The sequence below is a fragment of the Bradyrhizobium hipponense genome (assembly GCF_008123965.1).
GTDB classification, from domain to species: domain Bacteria; phylum Pseudomonadota; class Alphaproteobacteria; order Rhizobiales; family Xanthobacteraceae; genus Bradyrhizobium; species Bradyrhizobium hipponense.
This window is the reverse complement of record NZ_VSTH01000035.1, coordinates 16,646-37,093: the sequence shown is the minus strand read 5'-3', so window position 1 is coordinate 37,093 and position 20,448 is coordinate 16,646. Positions and strand designations below refer to the sequence as shown.

The window sequence follows — 20,448 nt, the reverse complement described above, 5'->3', positions numbered from 1 at the left end:
GCCGACGTGCCTGCGGTCAGCATGCGAAAGGTTCGGCGGAATGGCGCGTTACGAGGATCTGCCCTACCGAACCTGCGTCGGCGTGATGTTGCTCAACAAGGACGGACTGGTGTTCATCGGACGCCGCGCCGGCGGCATCGAGCACGTCGACGACGCCCATGTCTGGCAGATGCCGCAAGGCGGCGTCGACCCCGGCGAAGACACCTGGGAAGCCGCCAAGCGCGAGCTCTATGAGGAGACCAGCGTGCGCTCGGTCGAGCGGCTCGGCGAGGTTCCGGAATGGCTCACCTACGACATTCCCCGCACGGTCGCCGGCCGCACCTGGAAGGGCCGCTACCGCGGCCAGCGCCAAAAGTGGTTCGCGGTGCGCTTCACCGGCAAGGACAGCGAGATCAATGTCGAGAAGCCGGGCGGCGGCCACAAGTCCGAGTTCGTGAGCTGGCGCTGGGAGCCGATGAAGAACCTGACCGGCCTGATCATTCCCTTCAAGCGCCCGGTCTATGAGCGGGTGGTGAAGGAATTTGCCGCGCTCGCGGAGCAGTGATTGCATCGTCAATCCGGGGCATGCGAAGCAGGTCCCATGGTGCGCGATTGCACACCTGAGAATGACGAAGAAGGTGGTCCGTGATCGAGCAAAAGCCCTACCGTCCCAATGTCGGGATCGCGCTATTCAACGCCGATGGCCGCGTGCTGATCGGGCACCGCTTCAAGGGCGATGGACCCGAGATCATCCTGCCGGGCCTCGATTGGCAGATGCCGCAAGGCGGCGTCGACGAAGGCGAGGATTTGCGCGATGCGGCGCTGCGCGAGCTCTGGGAGGAGACCAGCGTCAAGAGTGCGGCCTATCTCGGCGAGACCGACTGGCTGACTTACGAATTCCCGCCTTATGACGGACCGCAGTCACACCGGCTGGCGAAGTTTCGCGGCCAGCGCCAAAAATGGTTCGCACTGCGCTTCACTGGACAGGACGGCGAGATCGATCCGCTGACGCCGCGCAACGGACAGCCGGCGGAATTCGATGCGTGGCGCTGGGAGAAACTCGATCGTGTCGCCGAGTTGGTCGTGCCTTTCCGCCGCGAGGTTTATCGGGCTGTGGCGCAAGGGTTCGCAGCGTTCGCAAACTAAAACAGCGAAAACAACCCCATGCACAGTAGCCGGCCACCGTCGGCGCATTGCCCTGCGGTCGCAGCGAAGCCACTGACATTTCAGAAAGAATCGGGGGGCATGGCGCAATCGCCGCAAGACCGGTCGACAGTGCGCCATCAACTCGCCATGACCAACGCGCAGTCGCTAATGCTCTGAATTTAATTACGGACATGGCTGGACCTGCCACTCGTTCGCCCCTGTAGCGAATGACCCTTACAGGACCGCAATTGGCAGCGCGGAAACTAAGCCAGTCCCAAGCCGCCATCGACGGCGAGAACCTGGCCCGTCAGCCATTGCGAGGCGGGGCCCGCAAGCTGGACAATCCATTCCGCGATGTCGTCGGGAACGCCGCGCCGACCGAGCGGAATCCGTGCGCGCTCGTCTTCCTTGACCGCTTCTGCCTGTTCCGCAGATAGCCCCATCATCCCGGTCAAGGCGCCGGATTCCGTGGGTCCGGCCGCGACCGCATTCACCCTTATTCCGAGCGGCGCGAGTTCGAGCGCCCAGCAGCGGGTCAGGTGTTCCAACGCCGCCTTGCTGGCGGCGTAGTGGGATAGTCCCGCCGCCGGCCGGTGACCGAAGGTCGAGGAGACGTTGATGATGGTGCCCTGCGTCGCCTTCAGGTGAGGAAGGGCGGCGCGGGCCAGCAGGCTCGGACCGAGCACGTTGACGGAAAAGATGTCTGTGATCCGATCGGCTGTCGCATCCGATAACGGAAGGATGGCGCCCGCGCCGGCGTTGTTGACGAGCGCATCCACTCGGCCCCAGTTGTCGACCGCCGTGGCGATGGTCCGCCTGGCGTCTTCAGCAGAGGCGGTATTCGCAACGATGCCCGCGATATTCTTATGCTCCGCTACCGTTTGCTCGACGGGGCCGGCGCGGCGGCCGGTGATGAGCACCTTGTCGCCCTGATTGGCGAAACGGAGCGCGGCGGCCCGACCGATGCCGGAGCTGCCGCCCGTTATGATCACGACTTTTTCGTTCTGCATGTTCGTTCGACTCATCTGTAAAGTTGGAAGTTGGTCAAAGCGGGCATTAAGCGACCACTTCGGTTTCAGCGGCTCAGTGGTTGCGAGGTATTTGAACCAGGGCGCGAATTCATACGCGCTCTGGTTCGGCCTTAACCCAACAAGCGGTTAGTAGTCCCAGATGGCCGGAACCCAACGAAAGGCGTCGCCGGCGACGGCCACATGGCCGATGGACGGGAACGGCATGTGAGTGGCCACCAGCAGCCCGCCGGTCGCCGCCAACTCCCGCAAAAGATTGATACGAACGCGGGCCGCCTCCTCGGGGTCGTGTTCGAAGCCGTTGTACCATTCGGGATGTTCGAACCCGACCTGGAACACGAGGTCCCCGGCGAACGTCAGCCGGTCGCCGCCGGACGTCACGCGCACAACGCTATGCCCGGGGGTGTGGCCGCCGGTGCGAGTGACGACCACTCCCGGCGCCACCTCGTACTCCTCCTCGAACGTCCGCAACTGGCTGCGGTACTCCTTCACGAACCGCTTGGCGGTCGAGCGAAGCGCGTCCGGGAATCCAGGCGGCATGGAGACGCGGGAGAAGTCGGGCGCTTCCCAGAACTTGACCTCGGCGGCCGCCACGTGGATCCGCAGATCCGGACGCAGTCGCTCCTTCACCCCGTCGATGAGCAGCCCACCAACATGGTCCATGTGCATGTGGGTCAGCACCACGTCGGTCACGGATGCGAGATCGATTCCGGCGGCCTCGAGCCGATGGATCACATGCCCGGATCGCTCCAGGTCCGGAAACTCCGTCCCCATCCCGGCGTCGATGAGGATGGTCCGGTCGCCGCTACGCACCACGACCACGTTCAGCGCCCAATCGAAAGCGTCCGGCGGTAGGAAGTTTTCTTTCAGCCAGGCCGCCCGGACGGCCGGTTCGGCGTTGTGGGCTAACATCGCGCCCGGCAGCAACAGCACACCATCGCTGACCACCAACACTTCAATGTCCCCGACCCGCACCGCGTAGCGCGACGGAACTAATTCGTCGGGGCCCCGTGTAGGGGAGTGTGAGGTGTTGTCGAGGCTCATGTTTGTCTCATGCTTCATGGTTTTTGTCTCCTGCTTCATGGTGAAAGGTCCTGGCTGGTCTTGGTTGAACAGGCCGCGCAGTTAGGGGAGCGCGGCCGCCATCGCTGGGGCTTCTAGACGTTGGTCACGCGCTCCGGATCGGCCGATGCGAGCGCCGCGGCGCGCTCGGCCCGGGGCGGGTAGATCCAGACAGTATTGATCTCCTGCTTGGTCTTCTTGGCGACGTCGCCGACCATCTCGACCTTGCGCTCCCAGCCGCGCGTGAACAGCGCGCCGGCCTCGCCGAGATCGAGACAGGTGACGTAGGCCTTCTGGTGGTAGGGCTTGGTACGAATGCCCAGCAGTTCGGCCGCGGCATTGTTGCCGGCAAAGGCGCCCATCCGCGTGGCGTGCTGGCACGACATCAGCGCGTAGTTGCCGATATCGTCGCATGCCGCGCGTGCGGCATCGCCGGTGGCAAAGACGCCGGGCACCGACGGCACGCGCAGATCGCGGTCGACCAGCAGGCGGCCGAAACTGTCGCGCTCGGCGGGGATCTGCGCCGTCAACGGAGCGGCACGCATACCGGCCGCCCAGATCACGGTCTCGGCTTCGATGCGTTCGCCGTCCGAAAGGGTGACGCCAGATTTGTCGAGCGAGGCGACGCGAGCCCCGAGCCGGGTCTCTACGCCGAGCTTGCGCAACGCTTCCTCGATCACTGGGCGAGGGCCTTCGCCCATATCGGGTGCGATTGCGCTGTTGCGGTCGACGATGATCACGCGCGTCTTGGCGTCCTTGCCAAGGATTTCGCGCAAGCGCGCAGGCAGCTCGGTTGCTGCCTCGATGCCGGTGAAGCCGCCGCCGGCGACGACGACCGTATCGCGCCCGTTGATGGCCGGCCGGTCGGCCAGGCTGTGTAGGTGCTTGTCGAGCGCGATTGCGTCATCGAGCGAGTCAACACTGAAGCCGTGCTCGGTAAGGCCCGGAATGTTGGGGCGGAAGAGGCGGCTGCCGGTGGCCACCACGAGACGGTCGTAGGACAGAGTCCTTCGCGGGCCGTTTGGAGTCGTGATCTGCACCGTTCGAGCATCGGTGTTGATCGTCTCGGCGCTGCCCTGGATGTAGTCGACGTCGATCGCCTTGAGGACGTCAAGCAGCGGCGCGGTCAGGGTTTCCGGCTTCGGCTCATAGAGCCGCGGGCGGACCACCAGCGTCGGCTCCGGTGCGATCAGTGCGATTTCGAGATCGTCAGGCGAAACGCCCTGAATGTCGCGCAGCCGGGCGGAGGAAAGGGCGGCGTACATGCCGGCGAAGCCGGAGCCGATAATGACTAGTCGCATGGATTTTCTCCTTGGTTTGCACTTGTCGAAAGTCTGTGCGCTATCGCCGCTGCTCCGTTGAGGGCAGCGTTCGGCGGCGCTTCGAGAGGTGAAGTGAATGCTGGTCTTAAGGCGCGATGCAGCGTGACGGCGAGCTCAGCGGCCAGCCGTATCGAAAAGCAGCCGGTGCAGACCTCTTCGGACTCCGGTCCTGGTAGGGAAGGCCGGACCCAGCCCCGGTCATCATCGAAACCGGCGGGTGCGGCGTTTGCATGAAGTGCGGCGCGACTTCCACCTCCTCGCCCGCCGCGGAAGTGAAGCGAACGGCCAGAGAGAGGCTGTAGAAGACGGCAGGGGCAACGACCCTACGTCGCGATTCGATTGCAAGTGGGCTGGCGAGGCTCTTCCAGGTCATATTTGTCTCCCGCTGTTCCTGATCGGCGCCGACTAGGCCGAGATGAAGGAGAGAATGTCGGCGTTGATGAAGTCGGCATGTGTCGTGCACAGGCCGTGCGGCAGACGATCGTAGATTTTTAGTGTGCTGTGCTTCAGTAGCTTCGCCGACAGGGGCGCGGAGTCGTCGACGGGTACGATCTGATCGTCACCGCCATGCAGGACGAGCGTGGGCTGGGTGATGCTTTTCAGGTCCTCGCTGAAGTCCGTTTCCGAGAAAGCCTTGATGCCATCATAGTGGGCCTTGGCGCTGCCCATCATGCTTTGGCGCCACCAATTCCAGATGACGGCCTGCGATGCTTCTGCGCCCGGGCGGTTATAGCCATAGAATGGACCGCTCGCGAAGTCTCTGTAGAACTGCGCCCTGTTGGCGGAGAGCTGCTGGCGTAAGCCGTCGAACACTTCGATGGGCAAGCCACCCGGATTGGTCTCCGTCTTCAACATCAGCGGCGGCACCGCACCGATCAGGACCAGCTTCGCCACGCGATTTCTGCCATGGCGTGCAACGTAACGCGTGGCCTCGCCGCCGCCCGTGGAATGGCCGATGTGAATGGCATTCCGAAGATCAAGGTGCTCTACGACGGCCGCGACATCGGCTGCGTAGTGATCCATATCGTGGCCGTCACTCACCTGCATCGAACGACCATGACCCCGGCGATCATGGGCGATGACACGGTAACCCTTGCTGACGAAGAAGAGCATCTGGTTATCCCAGTCGTCGGCGGTCAGTGGCCAGCCGTGGTGAAAAACGATCGGTTGGGCTGATTTCGGCCCCCAGTCCTTATAGAAAATCTGGACGCCATCGTTGGTGGTGACGGAGATCATAGGATTGGTCCCTTGAGTTCGTGTGTCGCTCTCTCAGCGTGGGCACGACGATCTCTAGCGAACCTGGCGTGCCGCTGCCCCAGAGCGATTGCCGTCGCTATAGAGCGATTGCTGCTAACGCCTGCGCCTCCGCCAATCGCTCGGGGCATAGCGGACCTCGCAAGCCGCCCGTCCGGCAGATTTATGGGTTCACGGCCTAATTAACCGGCCCCACCGTGAACGGGCCGATCCCGATGACGTGGCAATCGCTGTCGCGCCGGGCGCAATCGGCCAGCGCCGAATTGACGGCGGTCTGCTCGTCGGCGGCCTTCAGGCCGAGACCGGGGCGGCCTGCGGTGCCGACAGCGACCGCATTCCAGCCGGTGGCGTCAGCGAGCTTGCGCACGACCTCGTCGCGTGCATCCGCCAGAATCGAGGCGTTGCTGGCGGCATGAAAGAAGCCGGTGATCTTGAGCAAGGTCGGGATCGGCACCACGAAATTATCATCGACCGCCACGATCATGCAGGCCACGCCGGCAAGTGCACCGCAGGATTCGAGCGAGCGCCGCGTCGAGTCGTCGGCCGACGGCGCCCCCATCACCATGAAATATTGTCCGCCCGGGCTCAGCGCGACCGAGCGCGATTTCGCAGCCGGAACATACATGTTCTCGAGGCGAAGCTTGGCGGGATCGCGCACCATCGGAAAGTCCTTCGAGGCGAAGCGACGCTCGGTCACGGTGTCATGCCGGACCCAGGGCTGCGGCGGCATCGGCGGCCTGCCGTGGGCGTAGACCACGGCGTTGCCGACCGCATAGAGCTCGCAGCGCCGCGGCGATTGCGAGGCATCGGCGCGCTTCTGGCACTGCTCGAGCGCAGCGTTGCGCGCGGCTTCCTCATTCGGCTGGTTCAGTGCCGAACCAGTGAAGCCGCCGATGTTGAGCGCAAAGGCCTTGTAGTCGCCGGCGGTGGAATACTCATTGGAAAGATAGGCGCGTACACGCTCGCCGATGAACGGCACCATGTCAGCCGGGAATTTGCCGCCTGAGGCCGCGGGCGGCGAAGGGACCGGCGCCGGATTCGCCGCGGCCATGGTCGGCGTCGGGCCGGGTGCTGCGGCAGCCGCCGTACTGGCGGCCGGGCTTGACGCCGCAGCCGGCGCTGCCCCGGCGCTTGCCGGTGCCTTGGCGGTTTCGAGCTTGGTGAAATAGAGGAAGCCGCCAACGCCAATGGCGACGATGGAGACGATGCCGACGACCAGCGGCCACATCCAGTTCGGCGCGGACGCGGCCTTGCCCGAGACCTTCTTCACCTGCGGCGTGTTGTAGCTGCCGTCCTCGCGCCGCATCGCCACCATGTAGGCATGCACGGGCGTCGGGATATTCTTGACCTCTTGCGCGCCGATATCGGCGAACTGCACCGACAGCTTGTTGGCGACCTGCTCGTGCACGGCGCGGGAGACGCAAATGCCGCCGACCTCGGCGAGACCTTCCAGCCGCGCTGCGATGTTGACGCCATCGCCGAGCAGATCGCCGTCGCGCTCGACCACGTCACCGATGGTGATGCCGATACGAAACGACATCTGGCGGCTCGGCGGATAGGCCATGTTGCGGGTCCGCAGCGACTCCTGGATGTCGATCGCACAGCGCACCGCATCAACTGCGCTGGGAAATTCCGCGAGCACGGCATCGCCGGCGGTATTGAAGATTCGTCCGCCCGCTTTCGCAATGAAGTCGTCGACGACCTCGCGGTAGGAGGCCAGACGCCGCAGCGTCTCCTCCTCATCTTCCGCGACAAGTCTCGAATACCCGGCAATATCGGCTGCGAAGATCGCCGCAATCTTGCGTTTCATCTGCTACCGGCCCCGGAACAAATTTCCGCGGATCAGAATGCCGCTATCGGCGGCGCGGTGCAACAAAGTTTCAGCGCCCGCCACGGCCGTGACGAGCGCTGAATGTAGCCAGAAATCTTGTGTTCGAGCCCCGGAGCGGTGCCCCGGGGCTTAGTGCATAGCCGTGGAGTTGAGCTGCTGCTGGATGCTCTTGAAGTGGTCGAGCCGTTCGATGGCGCGATCGAGCTCGCCGCCCTCGTGCTCCTTGAGATTCTCTTCCATCTCCGAGATGGTCTCGGCGAACCGGGCACGGTCGAGTTCGGCCAGCGACGTCGCGACGTCGGCGAGCACGGTGAGGCCCTTCTCGGAGATTTCGGCAAGGCCGCCGAGCACGATGATCTTCTCGTGCTTGCCGCTGGTGGTAACGGTGAGAATGCCGGGCCGGATCGCAGCCACGACCGGCGCATGTCCGGCCAGCACACCGAAGTCACCCTCGACGCCGGGGACGTCGACCTGGTCGACCTCGCCCGAGAATGCGAGCTTTTCCGGAGAGACGAGATCGAAGTGGAAGGTGGCCATGGACTATCCGTTGTTTTCTGCTTGTCACCCGCGGGCTCGACCCGCGGGTCCATCCATCAAGATTCTCTGTCGATGGATCGCCGGATCAAGTCCGGCGATGACGAGATGAGAAAGCTTAAGCGGCCTCGGCCGCCAGCTTCTTGCCCTTCTCGACCGCCTCTTCGATGGTGCCGACCATGTAGAAGGCAGCTTCCGGCAGGTGGTCATACTTGCCTTCGCAGAGGCCGCGGAAGCCCTTGATGGTGTCCGCGAGGTCGACGAACTTGCCGGGCGAGCCGGTGAAGATTTCGGCGACGTGGAACGGCTGCGACAGGAAGCGCTCGATCTTGCGGGCGCGCGCCACCGTCAGCTTGTCCTCTTCCGAAAGCTCGTCCATGCCGAGAATGGCGATGATGTCCTGGAGCGACTTGTAGCGCTGCAGCACCTGCTGGACCTGGCGCGCGGTGTCGTAGTGCTCCTGGCCGACGACGAGCGGCGAGAGCATGCGCGAGGTCGAATCGAGCGGGTCCACCGCGGGGTAGATGCCTTTTTCCGAGATCGCGCGGTTCAACACCGTGGTCGCGTCCAGATGCGCGAACGAGGTCGCGGGCGCCGGGTCGGTCAAGTCGTCGGCCGGCACGTAAATGGCCTGCACCGAGGTGATCGAGCCCTTGTGCGTGGTGGTGATGCGCTCCTGCAGCGCGCCCATGTCGGTGGCGAGCGTCGGCTGATAACCCACGGCGCTCGGAATACGACCGAGCAGCGCCGACACTTCCGAACCGGCTTGCGTGAAGCGGAAGATATTATCGACGAAGAACAGCACGTCCTGGCCCTGGTCGCGGAAATGCTCGGCGACGGTCAGACCGGTGAGGCCGACGCGGGCGCGCGCGCCCGGAGGCTCGTTCATCTGGCCGAACACCAGCGCGCACTTCGACTTCACGCTCGGATCCGGATCGTGCGGATCGGCGTTGACCTTGGATTCGATGAACTCGTGATAGAGGTCGTTGCCCTCGCGGGTACGCTCGCCGACACCGGCGAACACGGAGTAACCGCCGTGCGCCTTGGCGACGTTGTTGATCAGCTCCTGGATCAGCACGGTCTTGCCGACGCCGGCGCCGCCGAACAGGCCGATCTTGCCGCCCTTCGCGTACGGAGCAAGAAGATCGACGACCTTGATGCCGGTGACAAGAATTTCAGCTTCGGTCGACTGGTCGGTATAGGTCGGCGCTTCCTGGTGGATGGCGCGCTTGCCTTCGAACTGGATCGGGCCGGCTTCGTCGATCGGCTCGCCGATCACGTTCATGATGCGGCCAAGCGTGCCCGCGCCCACCGGAACCGCGATCGGCTGACCGGTGTCGGTCACTTCCTGGCCGCGCACCAAACCTTCGGTCACGTCCATCGCGATCGTGCGCACGGTGGACTCGCCGAGATGCTGGGCGACTTCCAGCACCAGGCGGATGTTGCCGTTCTTGGTTTCCAGCGAATTGAGAATGGCCGGCAGGTGGCCCTCGAACTGCACGTCGACGACTGCGCCCATGACCTGGGTGACGCGACCGACCTGGTTAGCTGCTGTGGCCATGAATTGCTCTCCTTCGGAATTCTGTACTTGAACGACCGTCGTTTGGTTCGTGCCTCAGATCGCTTCGGCGCCGGAGATGATCTCGATCAGCTCCTTGGTGATCTGGGCCTGACGGGTTCGGTTGTAGATCTGGGTTTGCTTGCGAATCATCTCCCCCGCGTTGCGGGTGGCGTTGTCCATCGAGCTCATCTGCGCGCCGTAGAACGAGGCGTTGTTCTCCAGCAGCGCGCGGAAGATCTGCACCGCGATATTGCGCGGCAACAGGCCGGACAGGAGTTCGTCCTCCTCCGGCTCATATTCGTAGGAGGTCGACGGTGCGTTCGCCGCCTTTTCTTCCACGATCAGCGGAATGATCTGCTGCGCGGTCGGGATTTGCGCAATCACCGACTTGAACTGCGCATAGAACAGCGTGCAAACGTCGAACTCGCCGGCGTCGAAACGGGCCAGCAGCTTCTTGGCAATGTCCTCGGCGTTGACGAAGCCGAGCTGGCGAACGCCGCGCAGGTCGAGATGCTCGACGATCTGCTTGTCGTACAGGCGGCGGAGCTGCTCATAGCCCTTGCGGCCAACGCAGAAGAATTTCACTTCCTTGCCCTGCGCAATCAGCGTCTGCGCGCGCTCGCGCGCCAGGCGCACGATCGAGGAGTTGAAGGCGCCGGACAGGCCGCGCTCGCCAGTGCAGACCAGCAGCATGTGAACCTGATCCCTGCCGGTGCCGGCGAGCAGCGCCGGCGCACCGGGCGAGCCCGCAGCAGCGCCGGCGATATTGGAGATCACCGCGCTCATCTTGTCGGCATAGGGCCGCGCCGCCTCGGCCGCTTGCTGGGCGCGGCGCAATCTGGACGCTGCGACCATCTGCATGGCCTTGGTGATCTTCTGCGTCGCCTTGGTGGAGGCGATGCGGACCCGCATGTCTTTAAGTGACGCCATTCTTCGTTCACCCCGGCGATCAGCCTGTGGCTGGACCGCGACCCTATCTTATCGTCATGCCCGGGCTTGTCCCGGGCATCCACGTCTTCGTCTCCACGCGGTGATGCGTGGATGGCCGGGACTTCAGTTGCGAAGATGTGCTTCGCACTTTCGCCCGGCCGGAGCGTGTCTCTTAAGCAAAGCTCTTGGAGTAACCTTCGACCAGCGACTTCAGCTTGGCGGCGGTATCGTCTGACAGATCGCGGCTGTCGCGGATCGCGTTGAGGATCTCGGCGTTCTTGCCGCGCAGCAGCGACAACAGACCGTCTTCGAACGCGCGCACTTTGCTGACCGGGAGCGGATCAAGATAGCCGTTGGTGCCGGCCCAGATCACGCAGACCTGCTCTTCCATCTTCAGCGGCGCGAACTGCGGCTGCTTCAACAGCTCGGTCAGGCGCGAGCCGCGGTTGAGCAGGCGCTGGGTCGAGGCGTCGAGGTCGGAGCCGAACTGCGCGAACGCCGCCATTTCGCGGTATTGCGCCAGCTCGCCCTTGATCTTGCCGGCGACCTTCTTGGTGGCCTTGGTCTGCGCCGAAGAGCCGACGCGCGACACCGACAGACCTACGTTCACCGCGGGACGGATGCCCTGGAAGAACAGGTCGGTTTCCAGGAAGATCTGGCCGTCGGTGATCGAGATGACGTTGGTCGGAATGTAGGCCGACACGTCGTTGGCCTGGGTTTCGATGACCGGCAGCGCCGTCAGCGAGCCCGAACCCTGATCCTTGTTGAGCTTCGCCGCGCGCTCGAGCAGGCGGGAGTGCAGATAGAACACGTCGCCCGGATAGGCTTCGCGGCCCGGCGGGCGGCGCAGCAGCAGCGACATCTGGCGGTAGGCGACGGCCTGCTTGGACAGATCGTCATAGATGATGACGGCGTGCATACCGTTGTCGCGGAAATACTCGCCCATGGTGCAGCCGGTGAACGGCGCGATGTACTGCATCGGCGCCGGATCGGATGCGGTCGCGGCGACGATGATCGAATATTCAAGCGCGCCCTGCTCTTCCAGCACCTTGACGAACTGGGCGACGGTCGAACGCTTCTGGCCGATCGCGACGTAGACGCAATACAGCTTGATGTTCTCGTCCGGCTGCGCGTTGAGCGGCTTCTGGTTGAGGATGGTGTCGAGCGCGATCGCGGTCTTGCCGGTCTGGCGGTCGCCGATGATGAGCTCGCGCTGGCCGCGGCCGATCGGGATCAGGGCATCGATCGCCTTGAGGCCGGTCGCCATCGGCTCGCTCACCGACTTGCGCGGAATGATGCCGGGCGCCTTGACGTCGACGCGCATGCGCTTGTCGGCCTGGATCGGGCCCTTGCCGTCGATCGGGTTGCCGAGCGCGTCGACGACGCGGCCGAGCAGGCCCTTGCCGACCGGCGCGTCCACGATGGCGCGGGTGCGCTTGACGGTCTGGCCTTCCTTGATCTCACGGTCGGCGCCGAAAATAACGATACCGACGTTGTCGGTTTCGAGGTTCAGCGCCATGCCGCGGGTGCCGTTCTCGAACTCGACCATTTCGCCGGCCTGGACGTTGTCCAGACCGTAGACGCGGGCGATACCGTCGCCGACGGACAGCACCTGTCCGACTTCGGAGACTTCAGCTTCCTGGCCGAAATTCTTGATCTGGTCCTTGAGGATCGCGGAAATTTCCGCGGCGCGGATGTCCATCAGCCTGCCTCTTTCATCGCGTGCTTGATCGAATTGAGTTTGGTGCGAAGCGAACTATCGATCATGCGGCTGCCAAGCTTGACCACGAGGCCACCGATGATGGAGGGATCGACTTTCACGTTCAGCGCGACGTCCTTGCCGGTCACCGATTTCAGGGCGACCTTGAGAGCGTCGAGATTCTTGTCAGAGAGCGCCTCCGCCACGGTGACGTCCGCAGTCGCCTCGCCCTTGAACTTGGCGACCAGGGCGCGGTAGGCGCGGATGACGTCGGCCACCGCGAACAGCCGGCGGTTGGCGGTCAGGACTTTGAGGAAATTGGCGGAAATGCCGGCGATCCCGGCCTTGTCCAGCACTGCGCTGAGCGCCCTGGACTGGGCCTCGGCCGCGAACACGGGGCTGCGGACGAGGCGCTTCAGATCAGCGCTTTCGTTCAGCAGGCCCTCGAACCGCTCGAGATCGGCCTTGACCTCGTCGACCACTTTCTGGTCGCGGGCCAATTCAAACAAGGCCGTTGCATAACGGCCCGACACACCGGAAACGGACGTATCTTCAGCAGCCACAGACGCGCTCTTTTAGCTGTCAAATTCGCAAGGGAAAAACCGTCGCCACGAAGCGGCGCCTAGCGATCCAAGCCCTTGGAATTCAAGCGGGACTTCGATTTCCGACCGACACAGGGAAGTGCCGGGCTCGTTAAAATCGCGGCTTTGCTAACATAGCAGGCGCGCACGTGCAACATGACGCCAAGTTAAAGACCCGCGTTCTGACGCCAGTTCGTCGCACCCCGCGCTGCGTCGGCGACCACCTGCCAGGCGACGGAATTGACACCGGAGGCGCGGCGGCTTCTCGCCCATTCGTTCCTGCCCTCAGCGCATAGCGGCCATGAACACGGCTCGCTGAGGCGTGAATTCGGCGCGGCCGTTCCACTCGGCGAATACTTACCCAATTCTAAACTCCGAGGGCGATGACTTCGGATTACAGTATTCATAAGTATTGATGAAGTTAATAAATAGTTAAAGCAGAATATTGCGGAACTTCCCTGGAATACCGGCTCGAGTAACAAGATGTTTCAACCGCACACATACTGGAACTACTGCCCAATTCATGCCGCATTGCGCAACGAAACGCCATCCCGCTCACAACTTGATAGGGGCTCCATTAGCCACAGATGTGGCAATACTAGCGTAGGGACCATTAAATGCTGTCATTTAAGGCGCTGGGGTACATCACCCGGCCTCGCACGGCGCTCGCTTTCGTCGCCGCAACCCTTCTGATCGGTGGAACTGCCACCGAGGCATCAGCCAAGTCGAGGCACCACCGGCACCATCACCGCCACCACGCCCAGACCGAGACCAATTCGGATTGGCGCAATGCCAACGCGGCAATGACGCCGTCGACCGGCACGGGCCGCAGCTTCTCCGGCATGGCCTCCTTCTACGGCAACGAGTCCGGCAGCAAGACCGCGTCGGGCCAGCGCTTCAACCAGAACGCCATGACCGCGGCGCACCGTTCGCTGCCGTTCGGCACCAAGCTGCGTGTGACCCATGGCGGCTCGAGCGTCATCGTCACCATCAATGATCGGGGCCCGTTCATTCGCGGCCGCGTCCTCGACCTCTCCACGGGCGCTGCCCGCGCCATCGGCCTCACCGGCGCCGGCGTCGGCCGCGTCACCGCAGAGGTCGTCTCTTAAGACCCTCGACGCGCCGCGCAGCACAGCATGAGCAGCTTGCCGCGCGCGTGAAACAAGCCCGCCGTCTTGGGGGACGGCGGGCTTTTTGTTTGCCGCCGTCATTGCGAGGCACGCAACGAGGATGGAGGCGCGCACTGCTCCCACACCGTCATTGCGAGCGCAGCGAAGCAATCCAGAATCTTTCCGCGGAGAGACTCTGGATTGATTCGTCGCAAAAGCTCCTCGCAATGACGTGGAGAGAGGGTGCACAGCCGCTACAAAAAGCTCTGCGGATCGACGTCGACCTCGAGCTTCTGGTTGCCCTTCGGCTTCGGGCTGACGGCGAGCCAGTTGCGCAAATAATCTGACAGGTCGAAGCCGCGCGCCGCCTTCACAAGGATGCGGAAGCGGTAACGGCCCTTGATCACCGCGAGCGGCGCTTCCGCGGGCCCCAGCACCTGCACGCACTCGTCGCGCGGCGCCAACGCAACCAGCCTGCGGCCAAATCCTTCCGCGCTCGGGCGATCGCCCGCGGAGATGATCAGGCTCGCAAGCCGACCGAACGGCGGATAAAGCGTGCGCTCGCGCAAATCGATCTCGCTGTCGTAGAACGCCTCGCGGTCGCAGGCGATCAGCGCCTTCATCACCGGATGATCGGGCTGATGAGTCTGGAGATAGCCGACGCCGCGGCCCTGCTCGCGCCCGGCGCGGCCGATCACCTGGTTGAGCAATTGCCAGGTGCGTTCCGCCGCGCGCGGGTCGCCATTGGAGAGGCCCAGATCCGCGTCGACCACGCCGACCAGATTGAGCCGCGGGAAATTGTGCCCCTTGGCGACGAGTTGCGTGCCGATGATGATGTCGACACGGCCTTCGGCGATGTCGTTCAGCTCCGAGCGCATCGCCTCGATCGAGGTGATGAGATCGCTCGACAGCACCATGGTGCGCGCCTCCGGAAACAGCGCGGCCGCCTCCTCCTGCAAGCGCTCGACGCCGGGCCCGACCGCCACCAGCGATTCCTCCGCCGCGCAATGCGGGCAGGCCTGCGGGCGCGGCATCGAGAAGCCGCAATGATGACAGACCAGCCGCTGGCGGAAGCGATGATCGACCAGCCAGGCGTCGCAGATGGTGCAGGCGAAGCGATGGCCGCAGGCGCGGCACAGCGTCAGCGGCGCATAGCCGCGGCGATTGAGGAACAATAGCGCCTGCTCGCGCCGCTCGATCGCGCTTCTGATCTCGGACGCCAGGCGCGGCGAGATGAAGCGGCCGCGCGCAGCCGGCTCGCGGCGCAGGTCGATCGCCTCGATATGCGGCATGTGCTGACCGCCGAAGCGCGAGGGCAGCGCGATGCGTTGATAGCGGTTCTTGCGGGCGTTGACTTCGGACTCGACCGACGGCGTCGCGGACGCCAGCACGATCGGAATCTTTGCGATATGCGCCCGCACCACCGCCATGTCGCGGGCGTGATAATGCACGCCATCGTCCTGCTTGTAGGCCTGGTCGTGCTCTTCATCGACCACGATGAGTCCGAGATTGGCATAGGGCAAAAACAGCGCCGAGCGCGCGCCGACCACGACCGGCGCGCTGCCGTCGCAGATCGCAGCCCAGTTGCGTGCGCGGGTGCGCGGGGTCAGCTCCGAATGCCACTCCAGCGGCCGCACGCCGAAGCGCTGCGCGAAGCGGTCGAGGAACTGGCCGGTGAGCGCGATCTCCGGCATCAAGATCAGCGATTGCTTGCCGCGGCGGATGGCCTCGGCGATGGCCTCGAAATAGACCTCGGTCTTGCCCGAGCCGGTGACGCCGTCGAGCAGGGCAACGTGAAAGGTGCCGTTGGCCGCGAGCGCACGCATGGTGTCGACCGCAGAAAGCTGGAGCTGTGTGAAATCCGGCCGGCCAAAGCCGGGATCGGGCGCCGGCGGCGGCGGAGGCGGCGGCAGCGGCTCGACCGCGAGCGTGCCTTCGTCGACCAGGCCGTCGATCACGCCGGCCGATACGCCGGCTTCTTTCACCACGTCCGACTTGCCGTGCAGCAGCCGGTCCGACAGCGCCTCGAGCACGCGCTGCCGCGCCGGCGTCAGCCGCCGCGGCGGATCGCCGACCAGGCGCACGCCGGCGCGCACCCTCTCCGGGCCGAGGTTGTCGCCCATCCGTAGGCACATGCGCAGCACCATGCCGCGCGGGCTCAGTGTGTAGTTGGCGACCCAGTCGACCACCGAGCGCAGCTCGCCCTTCAGGGGCGGAAGATCGAGCTTCTCGCTGACGTCCTTCAGGCGGTTGTGCAGGCGCGGATCGGGATTGGTATTATCCGCCCAGACCACGGCAAGCACCTCGCGCGGGCCGAGCGGCACACTGACGAGATCGCCCGCCTTGAGCTCCATGCCGCGCGGCACGCGGTAGGAATAGGCATGGTCAAGCGCAACCGGCACCAGCACGTCGACCATGCGGGTCGCGTTGGCGGAGGCGGTGCTGCTGCGCGGTGATTGATCCATGAATGGTCTTTGGGCGAAGAATCGGAACCGGGGCCTTCAATGCTAGCGACGCGAGGCCGCCTTAGCGAACAGTAAACGAGTGTGATGCGATATACTGAGCGGAATCACCACGTCCAGAGCGCATGAGCAGAGCGGCCGCCCCACAAATCGAGCTCGCCAGCGCCAATCCTGACATCGCGCAGGAGATGGCGCGCTGGCTGTCGCATCTCGGCACTGAGCGGCGGCTGTCGCCGAAGACGCTGGAGGCCTATGCCCGCGACTTGCGGCAATGTCTCGATTTTCTCTGCACCCATTGGGGCGAGCGCGTAACGCTTCAGCGCTTCGCCGCGCTCGAGGCCACCGACATCCGCGCCTTCATGGCGATGCGGCGCGCCGACGATATTGGCGGCCGCTCGCTGATGCGCGCACTCGCAGGCATGCGCTCGTTCGGACGCTTCCTCGAGCGCGAAGGCAAGGGCAAGGTCGGCGCGCTCTCGGCGATCCGCGCGCCGAAGGTCGCAAAAAGCCTGCCGAAGCCGCTGCCGATGGCATCGGCAAAACGCCTTGCGGACGCCGACGAGCGCGCCGGCGAAGAGCGCGAGAGCTGGATCCTGGCCCGCGACGCCGCGGTGATGGCGCTGCTGTACGGCTCGGGCCTGCGCATCTCCGAAGCGCTCGGCCTGAAACGCCGCGAAGTGCCGCGGCCCGGCGAAGGCGACGTGCTCGTCGTCACCGGCAAGGGCAACAAGACCCGCATGGTGCCGGTGCTGCAAAACGTGCTCGCGCTCGTTCAAGAGTATGCCGCGATGTGCCCGCATCCGCTGCCTGCCGAGGGCCCGATGTTCCTCGGCGCGCGCGGCGGCCCGCTCAGCCCGCGCATCATTCAGCTCGCGATGGAGCGGCTGCGCGGTGCGCTCGGCCTGCCCGACAGTGCGACGCCGCACGCGCTGCGGCATTCTTTCGCCACGCACCTGTTGTCGCGCGGTGGCGATTTGCGCGCGATCCAGGAATTGCTTGGCCATTCCTCGCTCTCGACCACGCAGATCTATACCGGCATCGATTCCGAGCGGCTGCTGGAAGTCTATGCCAGCGCGCATCCGCGGCGGTGACACACTGACGTCATAACTTGCTTGCCTCTTGCGCGTCGCCCGCGGTTCGGTCAATCGTGGGGAACCGAGGCAGGAGGGACATCATGAGCGCACATGAAAGCATGGAGCACGCCGAGCACGCCGAGCACGCGTCCGGCTCGAACAAGAACATCGCCCTGCTGATCGCCGTGCTGGCGCTGTTCCTGGCGATCTCCGAGACGCTCGGCAAGGGCGCACAGACCGAATCGATCAGCAAGAACGTCGAGGCGTCCAACCTCTGGGCCTTCTTCCAGGCCAAGAGCATCCGCCGCACCGTGGTGCAGACCGCAGCGGACCAGGGCAAATTGACGCTGGGCGCGGCGACCGACGACGCCATCAAGGCGGCGGCGCAGAAGCAGATCGAGGACTGGCAGAAGACCGCGGCACGCTACCGCTCCGAGCCGGAGACCGGCGAAGGCACCGAACAGCTGGCCGAGAAGGCCAAACACGCCGAGCACGAGCGTGACGAGGCGACCGCGAAGTATCATCATTTCGAGCTTGCGTCCGCCGCCTTCCAGATCGGCATCGTGCTGGCATCGGCCACCATCATCACCGGCATGCTGGCGCTGGCCTATGTCAGCGGCCTCCTCAGTGTCGCCGGCATCGTCATGACCGCGCTCGGCCTGTGGTGGCCGCATCTGCTGCATTTGCATTGAGTGAGGTGAGTTCAACAACGTTGCATTAATTCCGTCACCCTGAGGCGCGAGGGGCGCAGTGCGCTCGCACTGCGTTCCGAGCCTCGAAGGATGAACGGCCCGGATGCAGCCGGGCCGCCGCCCTTCGAGGGCCGCTGAAGAAGCGGCCACCTCAGGGTGACGGTGATAGATGGAGTTGCAGCACTCACCGCGCTTCGTGCACGCTCTTGCGGAAGCGCTGGATCAGGCGGAGCGTGCGCGAGGACCAGCCTTCGCCGTTGCCGGCAACGAGCTCCCTGATGCGCTGCTTGACGGGATCGACCAGCTCGGCCGCCTTGACGCGCAGCTTCAGCACCAGGACATAGAGCCGCTCGAACCAGGCCATCTCCATCAGCTTGTCGCGCGTCACATCGAACACGAAGGCGGTGACGCCGACGCCGAGCATCTTGGCGAACACGATCGTGAAGACCGCGCTGGTCCAGTATTCATGCGTGAGCAGCCACAGCCCGACCAGCTTGAGCGGAAACAGCGGGATGATGGGGACCGCGAACACGATCAGCGTCATGGCCGGCGACAGCGTATCGACACGCTCAGTCAGCCACTGCTTGAACCGCGCGAGCGGGATCGCTGCGACCACCCGCGCGACGATCGGCTCGAGATGGTCCCACAGCCAGGCTTCGATCAGGAAGACGATCGCAAGCAGAATCCAGACCGGTTGAAGAAGGCGGCGCAGCATGTGTTGTCCCGCCCGATTCGGCTCGCGGCGTCCCTTACATATGGATGGCCCGCTTGCCGACCGCAAGCGCGGCCTCCTTGATGGCCTCGGAGCGGGTCGGATGCGCATGGCAGGTCCGGGCGAGATCCTCTGCACTGCCGCCGAACTCCATGAGAACGGCCGCTTCGTGGATCATTTCGCCGGCTTCGCGGCCGATAATGTGGACGCCGAGCACGCGATCGGTCTTCGCATCTGCGAGAACCTTCACGAAGCCGTCAGTGGTCTGGTTGACCTTGGAACGGCCATTGGCGGTAAAGGGAAACTTCCCGACGGTATAAGCCACGCCGTCCTGCTTCAGCTCTTCCTCGGTCTTGCCGACGCAGGACACTTCGGGCGTGGTATACACGACGCCTGGGATAACGTCGTAGTTCACGTGGCCGGCTTGGCCCGCGATGATCTCCGCGACCGCAACGCCTTCATCCTCGGCCTTGTGCGCGAGCATCGGACCCGCGACGACGTCGCCGATGGCATAGACGCCCTTGAGGCTGGTGGCGAAATGCGGATCGATCTGCACGCGGCCGCGATTGTCGAGCGCAACGCCGGCTTCCTTCAGGCCGAGGCCATCGGTGTAGGGCACGCGGCCGATGCAGACGAGAATGACGTCGGCTTCGAGCGTCTCCGCCGCGCCGCCTGCAGCCGGCTCGACCTTGGCGAGCAATGCCTTGCTGTTCGCTTCGACACCCGTGACCTTCGAGCCCAGCTTGAAGGCAAAACCCTGCTTTTCCAGGATGCGCTGGAATTGCTTGGCGATCTCGCCGTCCATTCCGGGCAGGATGCGGTCGAGGAATTCGACGACGATGACTTCGGCGCCGAGGCGTTGCCAGACCGAGCCGAGCTCGAGGCCGATCACGCCGGCGCCGACGATCAGCAGCTTGCCGGGCACCTTGTCCAGCGACAGCGCGCCGGTCGAGGACACGATGCGCTTCTCGTCGATCTCGATGCCCTTCAGCCGCGCGATGTCGGAGCCGGTGGCGATGACGATGTTCTTGGTCTCGACCAGCTGCGACTTGCCGTCGGCGGACACTTCCACCTTGCCGGTGCCGAGGATCTTGCCGGTACCCTTGAGCACGTCGATCTTGTTCTTCTTCATCAGGAACTCGACGCCCTTGACGTTGCCGTCGATGCCCTGCTGCTTGAAGTTCATCATCGCCGGCAGCTCGAGCTTCGGCGCCGAGACCGACACGCCCATCTTGGCGAAGGAATGCGCGGCTTCCTCGAACATTTCGGACGCGTGCAGCAGCGCCTTCGACGGCATGCAGCCGACATTGAGGCAGGTGCCGCCGAGCGTGGCGTTCTTTTCCACCACGGCCACTTTCATTCCGAGCTGCGCGGCGCGTACCGCGCAGACATAACCGCCCGGTCCGGTGCCGATGACGACGAGATCGTAGGTAGCCATGAGAGGAAGTCCCGTAAGTTTAGCGTGAATGGATG

At 64.4% G+C, this 20,448-nt stretch carries 18 protein-coding genes; 5 read left to right on the top strand and 13 right to left on the bottom strand.

The annotated features are described in order from the left end of the window. Positions 1–40: 40 nt before the first annotated feature. Positions 41–544, top strand: a complete 504-nt coding sequence (locus FXV83_RS11355; RefSeq protein WP_148739265.1) for an RNA pyrophosphohydrolase — start codon at positions 41–43, stop codon at positions 542–544. Positions 545–624: 80 nt separating this feature from the next. After that, positions 625–1,125, top strand: coding sequence for an RNA pyrophosphohydrolase (locus FXV83_RS11350; RefSeq protein WP_148739264.1), 501 nt, complete (start codon positions 625–627; stop codon positions 1,123–1,125). A 263-nt stretch (positions 1,126–1,388) separates the two neighbouring features. On the opposite strand, the gene FXV83_RS11345 is transcribed toward FXV83_RS11350, so the two are convergent. The 10 genes from FXV83_RS11345 to FXV83_RS11295 all read right to left on the bottom strand — a co-directional run bounded on the left by FXV83_RS11345 (position 1,389) and on the right by FXV83_RS11295 (position 12,909). Continuing rightward, a complete protein-coding gene (locus FXV83_RS11345) occupies positions 1,389–2,135 on the bottom strand; it encodes an SDR family NAD(P)-dependent oxidoreductase (RefSeq protein ID WP_148739263.1) in 747 nt (248 codons plus the stop codon). A gap of 147 nt (positions 2,136–2,282) precedes the next feature. Next, complete coding sequence (locus tag FXV83_RS11340) at positions 2,283–3,215, bottom strand: MBL fold metallo-hydrolase (RefSeq protein WP_148739301.1); 933 nt, start codon at positions 3,213–3,215, stop codon at positions 2,283–2,285. Between the two features lie 95 nt (positions 3,216–3,310). Then, positions 3,311–4,516, bottom strand: a complete 1,206-nt coding sequence (locus FXV83_RS11335; RefSeq protein WP_148739262.1) for an NAD(P)/FAD-dependent oxidoreductase — start codon at positions 4,514–4,516, stop codon at positions 3,311–3,313. Positions 4,517–4,942: 426 nt separating this feature from the next. Continuing rightward, positions 4,943–5,773, bottom strand: coding sequence for an alpha/beta fold hydrolase (locus tag FXV83_RS11325; protein WP_148739260.1), 831 nt, complete (start codon positions 5,771–5,773; stop codon positions 4,943–4,945). A 196-nt stretch (positions 5,774–5,969) separates the two neighbouring features. After that, entirely contained in the window at positions 5,970–7,601 is a 1,632-nt protein-coding gene (locus FXV83_RS11320; protein WP_148739259.1) for an adenylate/guanylate cyclase domain-containing protein, read from the bottom strand. Between the two features lie 150 nt (positions 7,602–7,751). Continuing rightward, positions 7,752–8,159: a F0F1 ATP synthase subunit epsilon gene (locus FXV83_RS11315; protein ID WP_148739258.1), complete on the bottom strand. Its 408-nt coding sequence runs from the start codon at positions 8,157–8,159 to the stop codon at positions 7,752–7,754. Between the two features lie 115 nt (positions 8,160–8,274). Then, entirely contained in the window at positions 8,275–9,717 is a 1,443-nt protein-coding gene (gene atpD / locus FXV83_RS11310; RefSeq protein ID WP_148739257.1) for a F0F1 ATP synthase subunit beta, read from the bottom strand. A gap of 54 nt (positions 9,718–9,771) precedes the next feature. Then, positions 9,772–10,647, bottom strand: coding sequence for a F0F1 ATP synthase subunit gamma (locus FXV83_RS11305; protein ID WP_148739256.1), 876 nt, complete (start codon positions 10,645–10,647; stop codon positions 9,772–9,774). 172 nt (positions 10,648–10,819) lie between these two features. Next, a complete protein-coding gene (atpA, locus tag FXV83_RS11300; protein WP_148739255.1) occupies positions 10,820–12,349 on the bottom strand; it encodes a F0F1 ATP synthase subunit alpha in 1,530 nt (509 codons plus the stop codon). Further along, positions 12,349–12,909, bottom strand: a complete 561-nt coding sequence (locus FXV83_RS11295; protein ID WP_148739254.1) for a F0F1 ATP synthase subunit delta — start codon at positions 12,907–12,909, stop codon at positions 12,349–12,351. Before FXV83_RS11295 ends, atpA begins: the two co-directional genes overlap by 1 nt. Before the next feature lie 635 nt (positions 12,910–13,544). Between FXV83_RS11295 and FXV83_RS11290 the strand changes: the two genes are divergently transcribed. Then, entirely contained in the window at positions 13,545–14,036 is a 492-nt protein-coding gene (locus FXV83_RS11290) for a septal ring lytic transglycosylase RlpA family protein (protein ID WP_148739253.1), read from the top strand. Between the two features lie 254 nt (positions 14,037–14,290). Here FXV83_RS11290 and FXV83_RS11285 read toward each other — a convergent pair whose 3' ends face one another. After that, complete coding sequence (locus FXV83_RS11285; protein WP_148739252.1) at positions 14,291–16,501, bottom strand: primosomal protein N'; 2,211 nt, start codon at positions 16,499–16,501, stop codon at positions 14,291–14,293. Positions 16,502–16,623: 122 nt separating this feature from the next. Here FXV83_RS11285 and FXV83_RS11280 point away from each other — a divergent pair, with 122 nt between their 5' ends. Both FXV83_RS11280 and FXV83_RS11275 read left to right on the top strand, forming a co-directional pair. After that, positions 16,624–17,589, top strand: a complete 966-nt coding sequence (locus FXV83_RS11280) for a tyrosine recombinase XerC (RefSeq protein WP_148739251.1) — start codon at positions 16,624–16,626, stop codon at positions 17,587–17,589. An 83-nt stretch (positions 17,590–17,672) separates the two neighbouring features. Next, positions 17,673–18,263, top strand: coding sequence for a DUF4337 domain-containing protein (locus FXV83_RS11275; protein WP_148739250.1), 591 nt, complete (start codon positions 17,673–17,675; stop codon positions 18,261–18,263). 184 nt (positions 18,264–18,447) lie between these two features. On the opposite strand, the gene FXV83_RS11270 is transcribed toward FXV83_RS11275, so the two are convergent. Both FXV83_RS11270 and lpdA read right to left on the bottom strand, forming a co-directional pair. Next, on the bottom strand, positions 18,448–18,978 hold the full coding sequence (locus FXV83_RS11270; protein ID WP_148739249.1) for a hypothetical protein: 531 nt from the start codon (positions 18,976–18,978) through the stop codon (positions 18,448–18,450). Positions 18,979–19,012: 34 nt separating this feature from the next. Next, positions 19,013–20,413, bottom strand: coding sequence for a dihydrolipoyl dehydrogenase (lpdA, locus tag FXV83_RS11265; RefSeq protein ID WP_148739248.1), 1,401 nt, complete (start codon positions 20,411–20,413; stop codon positions 19,013–19,015). Between the last annotated feature and the right edge of the window lie 35 nt (positions 20,414–20,448).

Coding starts and splice junctions, on each gene's coding strand:
- atpA (WP_148739255.1), bottom strand. CDS start 12,349: ATGGACATCCGCGCCGCGGAAATTTCCGCGATCCTCAAGGACCAGATC.
- FXV83_RS11355 (WP_148739265.1), top strand. CDS start 41: ATGGCGCGTTACGAGGATCTGCCCTACCGAACCTGCGTCGGCGTGATG.
- FXV83_RS11325 (WP_148739260.1), bottom strand. CDS start 5,773: ATGATCTCCGTCACCACCAACGATGGCGTCCAGATTTTCTATAAGGAC.
- FXV83_RS11270 (WP_148739249.1), bottom strand. CDS start 18,978: ATGCTGCGCCGCCTTCTTCAACCGGTCTGGATTCTGCTTGCGATCGTC.
- lpdA (WP_148739248.1), bottom strand. CDS start 20,413: ATGGCTACCTACGATCTCGTCGTCATCGGCACCGGACCGGGCGGTTAT.
- FXV83_RS11305 (WP_148739256.1), bottom strand. CDS start 10,647: ATGGCGTCACTTAAAGACATGCGGGTCCGCATCGCCTCCACCAAGGCG.
- FXV83_RS11290 (WP_148739253.1), top strand. CDS start 13,545: ATGCTGTCATTTAAGGCGCTGGGGTACATCACCCGGCCTCGCACGGCG.
- FXV83_RS11275 (WP_148739250.1), top strand. CDS start 17,673: ATGAGCGCACATGAAAGCATGGAGCACGCCGAGCACGCCGAGCACGCG.
- FXV83_RS11285 (WP_148739252.1), bottom strand. CDS start 16,501: ATGGATCAATCACCGCGCAGCAGCACCGCCTCCGCCAACGCGACCCGC.
- FXV83_RS11345 (WP_148739263.1), bottom strand. CDS start 2,135: ATGCAGAACGAAAAAGTCGTGATCATAACGGGCGGCAGCTCCGGCATC.
- atpD (WP_148739257.1), bottom strand. CDS start 9,717: ATGGCCACAGCAGCTAACCAGGTCGGTCGCGTCACCCAGGTCATGGGC.
- FXV83_RS11340 (WP_148739301.1), bottom strand. CDS start 3,215: ATGAAGCATGAGACAAACATGAGCCTCGACAACACCTCACACTCCCCT.
- FXV83_RS11315 (WP_148739258.1), bottom strand. CDS start 8,159: ATGGCCACCTTCCACTTCGATCTCGTCTCTCCGGAAAAGCTCGCATTC.
- FXV83_RS11320 (WP_148739259.1), bottom strand. CDS start 7,601: ATGAAACGCAAGATTGCGGCGATCTTCGCAGCCGATATTGCCGGGTAT.
- FXV83_RS11335 (WP_148739262.1), bottom strand. CDS start 4,516: ATGCGACTAGTCATTATCGGCTCCGGCTTCGCCGGCATGTACGCCGCC.
- FXV83_RS11280 (WP_148739251.1), top strand. CDS start 16,624: ATGAGCAGAGCGGCCGCCCCACAAATCGAGCTCGCCAGCGCCAATCCT.